Origin of the sequence: Mesorhizobium loti R88b (genome assembly GCF_013170845.1) — a bacterium.
GTDB classification, from domain to species: Bacteria; Pseudomonadota; Alphaproteobacteria; order Rhizobiales; family Rhizobiaceae; genus Mesorhizobium; species Mesorhizobium loti_B.
In genome coordinates this window covers 4,875,186-4,888,944 of record NZ_CP033367.1, presented here as the reverse complement: position 1 = coordinate 4,888,944, position 13,759 = coordinate 4,875,186, and the positions used below count along the sequence as shown (strand labels likewise).

Below are 13,759 nucleotides of genomic sequence, written 5' to 3'. Positions count from 1 at the left end.
GTCGTCCTGTCATGCGAGTCTTTGGCGAATGGTTTGCTTGAATGCGTCGAGCAGCACGGCGGCCAGCACCAGCAGGCCGTGGATCACTAGGGTGAAATTAGCCGGCAGCCCCATAAGATTGATCGCGGTGTTGATGGCTGACAGCAGCAGCACGCCGGCGTAAACGCCGGGCAGGGTGCCGACGCCGCCTTTCAGGCTGACGCCGCCGATGACGACGGCGGCAAAGGCGTTGAACAAGAACCCTGTGCCGAGATTGGCACTGGCGCCCGAGGTGCGGATGGCCAGCAGCCAGCCGGCGAGGCCGGCAATGGCGCCGGCAAGCACGAAAGCGATGATGAGGTTGCGGTTTACCCGGATGCCGGCGCGGAAGGTCGCGGTTTCGTTGCCGCCGATCATCACGAGGTGCCGGCCGAAGGGCGTCTTGGCCATGATCAGCGAGAAAACGACGAAACAGGCGATGGCGATCCAGGCGGTGAGCGGCAGGCCGATCAGCCGCTGGATGCCGAACCAGCGGATGGCAGGTGCCAGATCCTGCGCCGAGCGGCCGCCCGAAATCACCAGCACCAGGCCGCGTACCCAGATGTAGGACGCCAGCGTGATGATGAAGGCGCTCATCTTCACCTTGACCACCAGATAGCCGTTGAAGGCGCCGATCAGGCCGCCGACGGCCAGCGCCAGCAGCAGCGACACCGGAACCATCAGCCATTCCGGATGCAGTTGGACGCCCATGCCGATGCCCGACGAGCAGAACAGGATGCCGACCGCCATGGCGCTGAGCGCGGCTACGGATTCGACCGACAGGTCCATGTGGCCGGCAATGATGACCAGCGCCAAGCCGATCGACATGACGCCGAGCACGCTCGAAGCCTCGATGATGTTGGCGAAGATGCCGAGCTGGAAATAGTTCGGAATGAAGATGGAAAACACCACCAGCACGAACAGCAGCATGAACCAGACGAGGTTATCGAGAACGAACTCCAGGGCATGGCGGGTGCGGGGGTTCATGGGCTGATCCGGCTGGCGCATATCCGAAAATCCTCTCGATTTTCGAAGTCATGCGTGGTTTGGAATTGCGCAGGATTGGCTCCGGGCCGAGAGGGCCCGGAGCGTTTCAGGCTATGTGCCTATTCGACTGACTTGACGGTGTCCGTCGGCGGCTTCTGGTTGCCCCAGAAGGCCGGATTGTCGACGTTTTCCTTGGTGATGGCTGCGCCCGGGATCTTGATGTTCGGGCCCCAGGTTTCCTTGGTGACGGTCGATTTCAGGCCAAGCACATCATATTCGCCAGGCTTGATTTCCTGCTTCTTGACCACCTTGTCCATGAACATGGCGACGGCTGCGGCCTGGGCGTAGAGCGGCTGTTCGACTTCGACGTTGAGCCAGCCCTTGCGGATCAGGTCGAGGCCGACCGGCGCGCCGTTCGAGCTCATCAGCATGACGTCGCCCGGCTTCTTGCCGGCGGCCTCGAGCGAGGCGACGGCAGCGACCGACAGGTGCGCCGCATGGCTGAAGATCAGGTCGATGTCGGGGTTGGCCAGCATCTGGTCGGCAACGATGGTGCCGGCATTGCTCGCTTCCCACTGCATGGCCGGCAGCGAGATGATCTTGACGTCCGGAAACGCCTTCATCTTCTCCTCGAACCCCTTCTGGATGTCGAGCGTGTAGGGGTCGCCGGGGTCGCCCAGCACCTGCAGCACCTTGCCCTTCACCGAGCCGTTCTTGGCTTTCAGCAGTTTTTCCGCCTGGTCGGCGGCGACATAGCCGATCTCGACCGTTCCGGCGACCGAGGTGAAGTCGGACGGCGTCGAGGTGATCTGACGGTCGAATTCAACCACCGGAATGCCGGCGGCGCGCGCGGCCTCGATGGACGGCTTCAGCGCGTTGAAATCGACGGCGGCCAGGATGATCGCCGCCGGTTTGAGCGCGATGACGTCGTTCATCTGCGATTGCTGCGCGTCGGTCTTGTTATCGGCGTTCAGCGTTTTCATCTCATAGCCGGTCTGCTTGAGGAACAGCTCCAGCGCGCTCACCGAGCCGGTTTGGAACTCGTCGAGCAATGTCGGCACCATGTAATAGACGACACCCTTGGACTGGGCGAATGCCGGCGTGAGCGTGGCAAAGGCCAGTGCCAGGATGCCGAAGACAGCAAGAAGTATTCGCTTCATGTCGTTGGCTCCCTGTTAAGCCGGACCCCTCTTTTGTCCCTCAGCCTGCCGGTCCGGCACCGGCAAGCGTCTCCCCGGTGATCATGTTGATCACCGCATCGGGACTTGTTTTGTTGCGTGCGACATCGCCCGCCACGACGCCTTGCCGGATCACCACGATCCGGTCGGCGACCTGGAAAGCTTGCTGCATGATGTGGGTGATGATGACGACGCCGATGCCCTGGCTCGCCACCTGGCGGATCATGTCGAGACCGCGCCGCGTCTGCTCGACGCCAAGGGCAGCAAACGGCTCGTCGAGCAGCACCAGCTTGCCGCCCCAATGCACGAAGCGATTGAGCTCGATAGCCTGCCGCTGGCCGCCCGAGAGATGCTCGACATTGGTGCGCAGGGAAGGGATGCGGGTGCCGGCGCTGGCCAGCGCCTTTTCGACGACCGCCTCCATGGCGCGCTCGTCGAGCACCGGAATGCCCAGAACCTTCCTGGTGATCTCGCGGCCCATGAAGAAATTGGCGACCACGTCAACATTGGTGCAGAGCGACAGGTCCTGGTAGACGGTTTCGATGCCCGCCGCCTTGGCCTCGGCCGGCGACCTCGCCAGAAATTCCTTGCCCTCGAACAGCATGCGGCCCGAGGTCGGCTCAAGCCCACCGGCGATGATCTTGACCAGCGTCGACTTACCAGCGCCGTTATCGCCCAGCAACGCCACCACCTCGCCCTTGCCGATGGAGAAGCTGATCCCCTTAAGCGCTTCGATCGCGCCATAGTTCTTGGTGACGTTGTCGAGCACCAGCAGCGGTTCGCTCATGCGGCAATCTCCTTGGCCGCGAGGGGATCGCGACCGCGCTCGCGCTCGGCCGCGAACATCTGGCCGAAGCGCGGCGACAGCACGCCCGAAACCGCAAGAGCGGCGGCGCCGCGCAACACCGAATGTTGCCCGCCGCGCGCCACCATGACCCGGGGCGTCGTGCGGTCCTTGCGTGCGGAGACGGAGTTGTGCAGGTGCTCAGTCGAGCCCGCCAGCCGTTCGAGCAGATCGAATGACGCCAGCCCGCCGAGGATGACCGTTTCAGGGTCGAACAGGTTTTCGATGACGGCGATGGCATTGTGAAAGATCGGCGCGACGTCCGCGACCCAATCGGCCTCTGAGCCGTTCCAGCGCCGGAGCGCTTCGAGCGAGAGATATCTTTCGAGGCAGCCGCTGTTGCCGCAAGGGCAAGCTTCGCCGCCGGGAACGACAGGGATATGCCCGACCTCACCGGCATTTCCCCAAGCGCCACGCTGCACGCTGCCGTCATGCACCATGGCGCCACCAAGGCCGACGCCGAAATAGAGATAGTAATAGTCAGAGAACTGGGCACCGAGGCCGTAGAGCCGCTCGCCCATGGCCGCCGCCGCCATATCGGTCTCGAAGAAGGCCGGCAGTCCGGTCGAGGCCGCCAGCCGCTCGCGCAGCGCCACATCCTTCCAGCCGGTCATGGTGGTCGGGCCGACAAAACTCATGGATTCGACCCCGAACGGACCGGGCAGGGCCAGGCCTACCCCAAGAACGCGTCCTCCAGCCCGCAACCTGGTCAATTCGATCACCATCGCGCCGATCAGGTCGAAGGCATGGTCAGGCGTCGGGTTCGGGGCCTCGCGATAGGTGCTCTCGATCACGTCGCCGCTCAAATTGATCAAGGCGGCATTGATGCCGAGAGGGGTGATGTGGATGCCGACGGCATAGCCGCCCTCGGGATTGATCCGCAGCGTCGCCGGAGGCAGCCCGCGCCCTTTCGGCTCTTCGCGGAGCGAGAGAATGTAGCCCTGTTCTTCCAGTTCGCGAACGATGGTCGATACTGTCTGGACGGTAAGCCCGACGCGGCTGGCGATCTCGCCACGGGCGATCGGTCCATGCAGGCGGATGGACTCAAGCACGATGCGCCGGTTGTACGGCCGCCCGAACTCCTGATTGGTCCCTCGCAATGCCATGCCTTGCGCCCCCAGTTGACGTTAGGTTCGCATCAAAGATTTATTCAGTCAAATGGAATTCAAAAATAAATTGAGTGTCACCTGCCGACCCCGGGAAGCCACAGGTCGCACCGGCCCAGGACCTGTTCACCTGTCGCCCTTGGCCGATTGCCGCCATGACAAAACCGCTTAAAGGGTGAGCGAACCTCGTAACCGTTGACCCACCAAGGCATGGAGTAGAGATGATCGAACTGCCGTTTGCCCGCGACGAATACCAGCAGCGGCTTCACAAGATCCGCACCGAGATGGCGAAGCGCGGTCTCGAACTCCTCATCGTCAACGACGTTGCCAACCAGCACTACATCACCGGCTATGATGGTTGGTCATTCTACACGCCGCAGGTGGTGCTGATTCCGATCGAGGACGTCGAGCCGGTCTGGATCGGGCGGGCCATGGATGCGGCCGGCGGTCTACTGACCGCCTGGATGAAGCCCGAAAACGTAGTCGGTTTCCCGGAAGATCATGTTCAACGGGCCGATCGCCATCCCATGGACTGGATCGCGAGCTGGATCGTCGCCAGGGGCTGGGGTGTCAGGCACATCGGTATCGAACTCGAAGCCTACTATTTCTCGCCCAAAGCGCATGCCCGGCTGGTCGCCGGACTTCCCAATGCGAAATGGCACGACGCCGATCTGCTGGTGAACTGGATCCGTGCGGTCAAATCGGCGCCCGAGATCGCCTATCTGCGCAAGGCGTCGACCCTGGCCGAGGCGGCAGTGGCGCGGGCCTACGAGTTTATCGCGCCCGGCGTGCGTGAGTGCGATGCGATTGCCGCGATCCAGGCGGCGCAGATTGCCGGCAGCCCGGACTTCGCCGGCGACATCACCGCTCTTCCGCCGACAATCCTCGGCGGCGAGAATGCCTCCGCACCGCACATCATGTGGAGCGACCGGCGGTTTGGAGCCGACGAGACGATTGCGCTGGAACTCGCTGGCGTCTGCCGCCGCTATGCGGCCGGGCTGGCAAGAACCATGCAGCTCGGTAAGACGCCGACGCGTGTCGCGGATACGGCAAGAGCGGTGATCGAGGGCATGGACGCGGTGCTCGATGCGGTGAGGCCTGGAACCACTGCCGAAGCGGTCGAAGGTGCATGGCGCAAAGTCATCCAGCGCTACGGACTGAAGAAGGAATCGCGCATCGGCTATTCCATCGGCGTCGCCTATCCGCCGGATTGGGGCGAGCACACGATCAGCCTGCGGCCAGGCGACAAGACGGTGCTTCAGCCCGGCAACGTCGTGCACTCCATCCTCGGCATGTGGATGGACGGCTGGGGCATTGAGATCAGCGAGACCATTCTGGTTACTGAAACCGGCCATGAAACGCTGACGAAGTTCCCGCGAGAGATCCATGTCAAATCCTGAGGATTCGACGGTGACAGCCGGTGCAGTCGATATCGACGCCCGGATTCTCCAGCAGATGATCGAGATCCGCCGCCATTTGCACCGCAATCCGGAACTGTCGAACCGCGAAGCCAACACGCAGAATTATCTCAGGCAAATGCTGGCCGGCGAGGGAATCACCGATATTCGCGACGTCGCGGGCTTTGGCCTGGCCGTCGATATTGTCGGCACCGGCAAGCCGTCGAACCGAAAGATTGCCATCCGCGCCGACATCGATGCCTTGCCCATCGAAGAAGAATCCGGCGTCGATTATGCGTCGACCAATCCCGGCGTGATGCATGCGTGCGGCCACGACGCCCACGCTTCGATGGGCTTTGCTGTCGCCGCGCATCTTCATCGATCGAGGGCCGATTTTGGCGGAACAGTTCGCCTCATCTTCCAGCCGGCCGAGGAAGACTCGCCCTCGGGCGGTAAACGTGTGGTGGAAGAGGGCCTTCTCGACGACATCGATGCCGCGATCTGCCTTCATGTCGATCCCTATACGCCATCCGGCAAGATCGCTGTCCGTTCAGGCCCTTACACGCTGGCGTGCGACACATTCGATGCAATTGTCATCGGCGAGGCGGCGCATGCGGCAAAGCCCTATGAGGGCGTCGATGCGATTGCCGTGGCCTGCTCCATGGTGAGCGAATTGCAGAAGATCGTCTCGCGCGAGATCGACCCTTACGATCCGCTGATCATTTCCGTCACCGGCATCAATGGCGGCAGCGCCTACAATGTGATCGCCGGCAAGGTCGCCCTGAAAGGGACAATCCGCAGCGGCAGCGACGCAACCCGCGAGCGGGCGTGGCGGCGCGTTCGTGAAATCCTGGAGGGAATAGCTGCAAGCCACGGCGCCAGCGTGCAGCTCGACATTCACAGGGGTGAACCGGGGGTCGTCAACGATGGCGAGATGGCGGAGCTGATCGCCGCCAGCGGCAAGGCCTGCGTCGGCGCCGACAATGTCCTCGACACACCCGGATGGACCATTGCGGATGACTTTGGCTACTTCAGCGAGAAGCGTCCATCGGTCTATTTCCGGCTCGGTATCCGCAATGAGGCGGTCGGCTCGGTCTTTCCGCTTCACCATCCCAAATTTCGCGTCGATGAGGCCGCTTTGAAGGTTGGCGCGGCGACCCTGGTTGTGGCGGCGACAAGATTTCTGTCGACGCAACCGGAAAGCGCTGGCTGATCAAAGCAGTTCAGTATTTGATGACCCGGCGCTCGACCAGCACCACGGCGCAAAACAGGACGATCGACAGGCAGGACGACAGCACGATCGCGGCGTAGAGCCGGTCCGACTGGTAGTTGAAGCTCGCCTGGATGATCAGCGCGCCGAGGCCATTGTCCGAGCCGATCCATTCGCCGACGATGGCGCCGATCACCGCCGTTGCCGAGGCGATCCTGAGCGAGGAAAACAGCATCGGCAGCGCGCGCGGCAGGCGCAGGCCCCAGAAGATTTCCCAGCGTGTCGCCGACAGAACGCGGAACAGCTCGTGCTCGTTATCGCCAGCCGAGTCCAGGCCGCGGATCATGTTCACCAGCGTCGGGAAGAAGCAGATCACCGCCGCGATGACGATCTTCGGCGTCATGCCGAGACCGAAGATCAGGATGATGATCGGCGACAGCGCCAGGATCGGGATGGTGTTGAAGAACAGCACAATCGGAAAATAGGTCGCCTGCAGGATGCGGTTGTGCACGAACAGAACAGCCAGCAGCACGGCGGCCAGATTGCCGATGACGAATCCCGCCAGCGCCTCGATCAGCGTCGGCCTCAAATTGTCCATGAGCAGCGCGAAATTCTTCTGGAAGACACCGAAGATAGCGGTCGGCGTCGGCACGATATAGGCCGGCACGCCGAGCAGCGGCAGCAGATATTGCCAGGCAAGCAGGAGCGACGCCGCGCCGAGAACGGGCAGGGCGATGGCCAATTGCGGCGAGAGCGGCGCCGGCCTCATGATGCCTGCTCCAGCGCGCTGCGCAACTCGGCCATGGCGGCGACGATTGCCGGGTCTTCGCGTGAACAGCGATTGCCATCCTGCTTGAGCGGCCTGAGGTCCAAATCCTTGACCAGCCGCCCCGGATTGGCGGCGAGAACGATGACTCGCTCGCCGAGATAGGCGGCTTCGGCGATCGAATGGGTGACGAACAGGTTCGTCGTGCCGGTGCGCCGCCACAGGTTGAGAAGCTCGTCGTTGAGCCGGTCTCGGGTGATCTCGTCGAGCGCCCCGAACGGTTCGTCCATGAGCAACAGCTTCGGATGGCCAAGCAAGGCGCGGGCGATGGCCACACGCTGGCGCTGGCCGCCGGAGAGTTGATGCGGCAGGCGTTCGCCAAAGCCGGCAAGCCCCATCAGCTCCAGCAATTCGTCGCTGCGGTCCTCGATCTTGCGCGTCAGACTGCCTTGCCCGACGCCAAGCGGCAAACGCACATTGTCGCGCACCGTGCGCCAGGGCAGCAGGGTCGAATCCTGGAACACGAAGCCGACATCGCGGCGCGAGCGCACCGCATGCGGCGTATCGCCAAGCACGCTGATCGTGCCGCCGAGCGGATCGAGCAGGTCGGCGACCACACGCAGCAAGGTCGACTTGCCGCAGCCGGACGGTCCAAGGATCGACAGGAAGCAGCCGGCCTCGACGCTGAGGTCGAGGCCGGAAAGCACCTTGACGGTCGCCTGGCGCGCGCCATAGCCGACATCCAGCCTGCTGGCTTCGATCGCGTTCGCCATCAGGCGGCGGGCGCGTCGAGCTTCGGCCGCTCGGCAGCCGAAAGTTCGAGGATCTTGGTGGTGTAGACATCGGCCGCCTTCGGACGTCCGTTCGGGTATTGGCCGACCTTGTCGAGCAATGCCAGCTGCTCTTCGATCGAGGCGGGATCGAACGTGCCCCAGCCGTCCTTGGCCGTTGCACCGTCGAAGGAGAGTTTCAGCACGAGGTTGACGGTCTTCTGTTCCCAGCCAAGGTCCATTTCGGGATAGGCCGCGACCATTTTCTTCACCGCCTCCTGCGGGTTGGCGTGCACCCAGCCCCAGCCCTTGGCGACCGCGCCGATGAATTTGGCCAGCGTGTCCGGGTCCTTCTCGATTGCCGCATCGGTGGCGAAATAGACATCGGCGTAGGAGTTCAAGCCGAGATCACGCACCAGAAGGTCGATGCGGTCGTCGCCGACGACGCTCAGCGCCTGCGTGTTGGTGATCCAGCCGCCAATGGCGTCGACATCGCCGCGCACCAGGGGCCCCTTGTCGAAGCCGACATTGATGACGGTGAGGTCGGACGCACTCAAGCCGTTCTTGGCTAGGATCTCATCCATGACGAAACGCGCCGTCGGCTGGATGCCGATCTTCTTGCCCTTGAGGTCGGCCACATTGCGGATCGGGTTGGCGGCCTTGGAGGTCAGCGCATAGGGGCCGGTGCGGAAACCGCAGGCGATGATCTTCACCGGCACGCCGCTGGCGCGCGCGGCATAGAGCTGCGGCGTTTCGGAGAATTGGCCAAGCTGTGCCGAGCCAGAAATGACCGGCGGCACGGTCGAGGCGTTCGGGCCACCCGGGCTGAATTCCACGTCGAGCCCGGCATCCTTGAAGTAGCCATTGGCGACGGCGGCAATGTCGCCGATCTGTCCGTTGGACATCAGCCAGTCATACTGGATGACGACCTTTCCGGCAGCCTTGGCGCCCGGCGTCAGCAGCAATTGCATGCCGCCCGATGCCACGGCAACAGCTGCCAGGCCGGACTTCATGAAGCTGCGGCGGTTCATGTCGTAGTCTTTGTTCCCATTCATTTTTCGCTCCTGTTGCAAGACTGTCTCGTCTCTTCATTGCGCGCCGTTCCCTTGGCGCGGGTGGTCTACGGCTGTTCGTCGTGGTAGTCGCCGGGGCCGCCGTCGAGCCAGGCGTAGAGTTCCCAAAGCGTGTCGTCCGGGTCGGTGAAATAGGCGCAGCGCGCGTTCCAGACATAGTTTTCGGGCGGGCCATAGAACGGCACGCCCTTTGCCGTCAGCTCGGCGTGCAGCCGGTCGATGTCGCCGGGCGCGTCGAGCTGGACGGCGACACAGACCTTGTGGGCATGGCGCGGCGACCGCAGTTTCGAAACGCCGGCATGCTGGCCGATATGGTCGATCTCCCAGGCGGCCAGTGTCACGCCCTCGCTGTGGAAGTCGGCAAAACCCTCGGCACGGCGGCGCAGCCGGAAGCCGAGCTTGTTGACATAGAACTCCACCGTCCGCCCGATATCCTCGACGAGAAGGCAGACGTCGGAAATTCGATATGCAGTCCCGAGCGACATGATTATTTCCCTTCCTCGGTACGCTGGGTGCGCAACGGCAGCTTGACGCCGACACGGTCGGCCGCACCGATGATGTGCGCGCGCATCGCCGCCTCGGCTTCTGCCGGGTTGCCGGCGACCAGCGCCTCGTAGATGCGCACATGCTCGCCGACATTCACTTCAACCAGATCGTGCAAGGGGTTGGTCTGCCGTGCGTAATAGATCGAGCGGCGGATCTGCTCGCAGACGAAGGAAATGAAGGTGTGGATGTAGCTGTTGCCCGTAGCCCGGGCGATTTCGCGATGAAACAGAAGATCGGCGTCGATGCTGCCGTCCTCCCAGCGCTCTTCACCGCTCATTCGGTCGAGTGCCGCCTTGATGGCGTCGAGGTGTTCCTGGTCGCGCCGCTCGGCGGCAAGCGCGGCGGACTCGGCCTCGAGGATGCAGCGCAGCTCGAACAGCCGCTCCATGTTCTGCCCCTCCTTCAGCGTCTCGCGGTCGATGCGGATCGACGCACGCTGTTCCGGGGCGAGGACGAAGGAGCCGATGCCTTGCCGCGCCTCCACCATGCCGTCGGCACGCAATTGCGCGATCGCCTCGCGCACCACATTGCGGCTGACGCCGAATTTCTCCGACAGCTGCTGTTCCGTCGGCAGCAGGCTGCCCGGATTGAGGTCGCCAGACTCGATCTCGCGGCTGAGGAAGGCGGCAACGCGGTGCGGTAGCGCCTCGACAGTGCCGATGGCAGCTAGTCGTTGTTTCATGAAAGGGTCTCCGTCGCTGGAAAGAGGCAGCCGGGGTTCATAAGCCTGTTCGGATCGAGCGCGTCTTTCAGCGTGCCGACCAGCCGGCGGTGGACAGGAGACATTCCCGCCCAATAGACGCGGCTACGGGTGCGCCCGATGCCGTGCTCGGCGCTGATCGAGCCGCCAAGCGCATTGGTGATGTCGTACAGCCCGGTGGTGATGGCGGCGCCCCTGGTGCGCGCGTCGGGTTCGGCAAGGCCGAGCGGCGGCAGGACGCTGAAATGGATATTGCCGTCGCCGGCGTGGCCGTAGGCAGCCGACAGCCAGCCTGGATGATCCCGCGCAACAAAGTCGCGGGCTCGGGCGATGAGGGTAGGAATGTCGGAGATGCGCACCGAGAGATCGGTGCGCACGTGATAGCCGCGCTTGGCCTGACCCTCGACCAGCCCTTCGCGAATGGCCCAGAAAGCCCGTGCCTGCGCGCCGCTTTCGGCCAGCACTGCATCGGCGACGAGTTCGTTTTCCATCGCGTTGGCAAGAAAGTCGACCAGCAGCGTCCGGAGGTCGACCACGGCGCCTGAAGAAAGTTCGATCAGCACATGAACAGGGGCTGTCACCGGGACGACGGTGTTCGGGTCGACAAGGCGTGCAAGGTCCATGCATTCCGCGCCAATGATCTCGAAGGCGGATATAAGGTCGGAGCATCCGCGCCGGGCTTGCCTGAACAGCGCGATCGCCGCTTCGAATGAGCGAAGGCCCAGATACGCCGTCTCGACCTTGCCGGGTTTCGGAAACAGCTTGACCTCGACACCTGTGATGATGCCCAGCGTGCCCTCCGCGCCGATGAAAAGCTGCTTCAGATCGTAGCCGCGATTGTCCTTGCGCAGGCCGGAAAAGCCGTTCCACAATTCGCCGTCCGGCAGCACCACCTCCAGGCCGACAATGAGATCGCGGACCATGCCGTAACGCAGGACATTGACGCCACCGGCATTGCTGGCGGCATTGCCACCGATCTGGCAGCTGCCTTGAGCGCCTAGCGCCAGCGGAAACAGGCAATCCTGATCCTCGGCAGCATCCTTGACGTGTTGCAGGATGCAGCCGGCATCAGCCTGCAGGGTGAAATTGTCGGCGTCGACGACGCGGATCCTGTTCAGCCGCTCCAGGCTGATGATCACCGCGCCGTGGGCGGCTGTGCCGATGTCGATCGCGCCCGCGACAAGCCCGGTGTTGCCGCCTTGCGGGATCATCGCCTGTCCGAGCGTGCCGCACAGCCGAACCGCGGCCTGAACCTCGGCGACCGAAGCTGGTTTCAGCACCGCAAGTGCGCCGCCGTGGTGATCGCCGGACCAGTCCACGAGGTATTTCGCCATGTCGGCTGCGTCGGCGACCACGCCGCCTTGCCCCAGGAGATGCTCCAGGGCGGTAAGAACGTCAGATGAAATGCGGTGGATGGTCATTACAGGGTCGGCGTTGGTGTTGCGGCGTATGGTTATACATATCATCCTACAACTCGAATTGTGTCAACACCGGCAGGCCGAACGGCCGTGGACAAGTCGCCTTGCTGGCATAGGAAGTTAAGCGGCCGGCGGGCAGTCGTGGCCGACACGGATAGCGATTACCCGGCCCCGGATTGCTTCCAAAACGGGGCAGATCCGGTTTGAGGGCTATTGGGTGCCAGTCAGGTCAGGACTGGCGGGGCTCAGAGAAACTGGGCGACCTTCTTGCCGACGGTAAGGAAGCGCAACGGATCGATCGCTTCGCCATTGTGGCGGACTTCATAGTGCAGATGCGGGCCGGTCGAGCGGCCGCTGCTGCCGGTCTTGCCGATGATGGCGCCGGCATCCAGTTTTTCGCCCACGGTCACGTCGATTTCGCTGAGATGCCCGTAGCGGGTCGAAAACCCGTTGCCGTGGTCGACCTCGACCATGCGGCCATAACCGCCGTTCCAGCCGGCCTTGATGACGATGCCAGGCGCCGTAATCTTGGCGTCCATACCGATGGGCGCTCTGAAATCCATCCCGGAATGCAGTGCGGCGGTCCCGAGAATGGGGTCGGTGCGCACGCCGAATGGGCTGGTGACGGAGTGGCCGGGAGCCGGGTTGGCCAGCGGCAACTGACGGGCTTCTTTCTTGAGATGGTCAAGCGTATCCAGCGCTTCGTCCAGTTCCTTGACCTTGCTATCGAAGATCATCGAGCTGTCGAGCGGGATCAGCGGTCCGCCGACATCGCTCTCATTCTTGCCGAAATCACTGTCGACCGGCAGGCCGGCAGCCTGCAGCGCCTGAGTGATCGCGTCGGCGCTCTTGTAGGCATTGTCGGCAAGCGTGTTGATGCGGGTAAGCTGCTCGTTCTCGATGGATTTCAGCGACTGGTTGATCGAAACGAACAGCTTGTCGGCGCGATCGGCGGCTGAATCGTTGGGCAGTGGATCGCTGCGGGTCGACCACAACGAGAATGGCCTGGTGTCGGCGGCGCCGAGATCGGCGCTGAGACTGGCGACCGCGTAATTCTGCGCCGGCTGGTTAATGCTGCCGGTCACGTCGGCGTGCTTGTCGGGCTTGGCAGTCGCGGCCGGATCCTCAGTAGGCGCCGTTCCGACCTCATTCTCGGCGCGCTCAAGCAGCGGGCCGAGACGGCCATGGCGCTGGCTCAACTGGCTCTGACGCTCGATCAGTTCGCTGACCTTGGTTTCCATCAATTGCTGGTCGAGCAACTGGCGGCTGGTGATGCGGTCGACCTGGGCACGAAGCGCTGAAATGCGGTCCTCGTAGGCCTGCTGCATGCGCGCCTGGCGCGCCGTGGTGGCGCCGATGAGGTCGTCGCGCAGCACGAGATAGGACGTGGCCAGGAGGTAACCGATGGCGATGGCGGCGAATGCTGAACCGATGAATGCCGCGAGCCAGGGCCGGATCGTGAAGTGCCGGATCTCATTGCCCCGGGCGATGATGACCGTGTGGGGTTCCTTGCGCCTGCCGAAGATTGCGGACTGACCGGTTGCGTTCACGGGACCAAGCTTTCGTTTACGACACCACGACAAGCTTGATTACACATTATTAGGGTTAACAAAGGCTTGCCGGATTTACATCAGCGGAAACGAATGCAAGCGGCGCGGGCAAGAGGTTGCACGAAAATTGCCGAGTACCGGCCACCCTGTCGCGAGATCATCAGCCATGAGCACCAATGTGCTACCGGGAGAACGG

13 protein-coding genes are annotated in these 13,759 nt (G+C 63.2%); 2 read left to right on the top strand and 11 right to left on the bottom strand.

Going from position 1 to position 13,759, the window contains the following annotated elements:
• Positions 1 to 9 precede the first annotated feature (9 nt).
• From EB235_RS23940 to EB235_RS23925, 4 genes are all read right to left on the bottom strand, one after another.
• Positions 10 to 1,005 (bottom strand): ABC transporter permease, encoded by a 996-nt coding sequence (locus tag EB235_RS23940; RefSeq protein WP_027028606.1) that lies wholly within the window; start codon positions 1,003 to 1,005, stop codon positions 10 to 12.
• 119 nt (positions 1,006 to 1,124) lie between these two features.
• The gene (locus EB235_RS23935) at positions 1,125 to 2,165 is read right to left on the bottom strand and encodes a sugar ABC transporter substrate-binding protein (protein WP_027028607.1); all 1,041 of its coding nucleotides are present in this window, start codon (positions 2,163 to 2,165) and stop codon (positions 1,125 to 1,127) included.
• A 40-nt stretch (positions 2,166 to 2,205) separates the two neighbouring features.
• A complete protein-coding gene (locus tag EB235_RS23930; protein ID WP_027028608.1) occupies positions 2,206 to 2,970 on the bottom strand; it encodes an ATP-binding cassette domain-containing protein in 765 nt (254 codons plus the stop codon).
• On the bottom strand, positions 2,967 to 4,133 hold the full coding sequence (locus EB235_RS23925; RefSeq protein WP_027028609.1) for an ROK family transcriptional regulator: 1,167 nt from the start codon (positions 4,131 to 4,133) through the stop codon (positions 2,967 to 2,969). Before EB235_RS23925 ends, EB235_RS23930 begins: the two co-directional genes overlap by 4 nt.
• Positions 4,134 to 4,354: 221 nt before the next feature.
• On the opposite strand from EB235_RS23925, the gene EB235_RS23920 reads away from it, so the two are divergent.
• Both EB235_RS23920 and EB235_RS23915 read left to right on the top strand, forming a co-directional pair.
• Complete coding sequence (locus EB235_RS23920) at positions 4,355 to 5,533, top strand: M24 family metallopeptidase (protein WP_027028610.1); 1,179 nt, start codon at positions 4,355 to 4,357, stop codon at positions 5,531 to 5,533.
• Positions 5,520 to 6,743, top strand: a complete 1,224-nt coding sequence (locus EB235_RS23915) for a M20 metallopeptidase family protein (protein ID WP_027028611.1) — start codon at positions 5,520 to 5,522, stop codon at positions 6,741 to 6,743. Before EB235_RS23920 ends, EB235_RS23915 begins: the two co-directional genes overlap by 14 nt.
• A 10-nt stretch (positions 6,744 to 6,753) precedes the next feature.
• Here the strand turns inward: EB235_RS23915 and EB235_RS23910 are convergent, their stop codons facing one another.
• The 7 genes from EB235_RS23910 to EB235_RS23880 all read right to left on the bottom strand — a co-directional run bounded on the left by EB235_RS23910 (position 6,754) and on the right by EB235_RS23880 (position 13,563).
• The gene (locus EB235_RS23910) at positions 6,754 to 7,509 is read right to left on the bottom strand and encodes an ABC transporter permease (protein ID WP_027028612.1); all 756 of its coding nucleotides are present in this window, start codon (positions 7,507 to 7,509) and stop codon (positions 6,754 to 6,756) included.
• Positions 7,506 to 8,279: an ABC transporter ATP-binding protein gene (locus EB235_RS23905; RefSeq protein ID WP_027028613.1), complete on the bottom strand. Its 774-nt coding sequence runs from the start codon at positions 8,277 to 8,279 to the stop codon at positions 7,506 to 7,508. Before EB235_RS23905 ends, EB235_RS23910 begins: the two co-directional genes overlap by 4 nt.
• Complete coding sequence (locus EB235_RS23900; RefSeq protein WP_032926180.1) at positions 8,279 to 9,307, bottom strand: ABC transporter substrate-binding protein; 1,029 nt, start codon at positions 9,305 to 9,307, stop codon at positions 8,279 to 8,281. The genes EB235_RS23905 and EB235_RS23900 overlap by 1 nt, the downstream gene beginning before the upstream one ends.
• An 89-nt stretch (positions 9,308 to 9,396) precedes the next feature.
• Positions 9,397 to 9,834, bottom strand: coding sequence for a VOC family protein (locus EB235_RS23895; protein WP_027028615.1), 438 nt, complete (start codon positions 9,832 to 9,834; stop codon positions 9,397 to 9,399).
• Between the two features lie 2 nt (positions 9,835 to 9,836).
• Positions 9,837 to 10,577, bottom strand: a complete 741-nt coding sequence (locus EB235_RS23890) for a FadR/GntR family transcriptional regulator (protein ID WP_027028616.1) — start codon at positions 10,575 to 10,577, stop codon at positions 9,837 to 9,839.
• A complete protein-coding gene (locus tag EB235_RS23885; protein ID WP_027028617.1) occupies positions 10,574 to 12,016 on the bottom strand; it encodes an FAD-binding oxidoreductase in 1,443 nt (480 codons plus the stop codon). The genes EB235_RS23890 and EB235_RS23885 overlap by 4 nt, the downstream gene beginning before the upstream one ends.
• A gap of 242 nt (positions 12,017 to 12,258) precedes the next feature.
• On the bottom strand, positions 12,259 to 13,563 hold the full coding sequence (locus EB235_RS23880) for a M23 family metallopeptidase (RefSeq protein ID WP_027028618.1): 1,305 nt from the start codon (positions 13,561 to 13,563) through the stop codon (positions 12,259 to 12,261).
• Positions 13,564 to 13,759 lie beyond the last annotated feature (196 nt).

What these genes read in the sequence shown, in the direction of transcription:
- EB235_RS23940 (WP_027028606.1), bottom strand. Translation starts at nt 1,005, where the DNA reads ATGAACCCCCGCACCCGCCATGCCCTGGAGTTCGTTCTCGATAACCTC.
- EB235_RS23935 (WP_027028607.1), bottom strand. Translation starts at nt 2,165, where the DNA reads ATGAAGCGAATACTTCTTGCTGTCTTCGGCATCCTGGCACTGGCCTTT.
- EB235_RS23930 (WP_027028608.1), bottom strand. Translation starts at nt 2,970, where the DNA reads ATGAGCGAACCGCTGCTGGTGCTCGACAACGTCACCAAGAACTATGGC.
- EB235_RS23925 (WP_027028609.1), bottom strand. Translation starts at nt 4,133, where the DNA reads ATGGCATTGCGAGGGACCAATCAGGAGTTCGGGCGGCCGTACAACCGG.
- EB235_RS23920 (WP_027028610.1), top strand. Translation starts at nt 4,355, where the DNA reads ATGATCGAACTGCCGTTTGCCCGCGACGAATACCAGCAGCGGCTTCAC.
- EB235_RS23915 (WP_027028611.1), top strand. Translation starts at nt 5,520, where the DNA reads ATGTCAAATCCTGAGGATTCGACGGTGACAGCCGGTGCAGTCGATATC.
- EB235_RS23910 (WP_027028612.1), bottom strand. Translation starts at nt 7,509, where the DNA reads ATGAGGCCGGCGCCGCTCTCGCCGCAATTGGCCATCGCCCTGCCCGTT.
- EB235_RS23905 (WP_027028613.1), bottom strand. Translation starts at nt 8,279, where the DNA reads ATGGCGAACGCGATCGAAGCCAGCAGGCTGGATGTCGGCTATGGCGCG.
- EB235_RS23900 (WP_032926180.1), bottom strand. Translation starts at nt 9,307, where the DNA reads ATGAACCGCCGCAGCTTCATGAAGTCCGGCCTGGCAGCTGTTGCCGTG.
- EB235_RS23895 (WP_027028615.1), bottom strand. Translation starts at nt 9,834, where the DNA reads ATGTCGCTCGGGACTGCATATCGAATTTCCGACGTCTGCCTTCTCGTC.
- EB235_RS23890 (WP_027028616.1), bottom strand. Translation starts at nt 10,577, where the DNA reads ATGAAACAACGACTAGCTGCCATCGGCACTGTCGAGGCGCTACCGCAC.
- EB235_RS23885 (WP_027028617.1), bottom strand. Translation starts at nt 12,016, where the DNA reads ATGACCATCCACCGCATTTCATCTGACGTTCTTACCGCCCTGGAGCAT.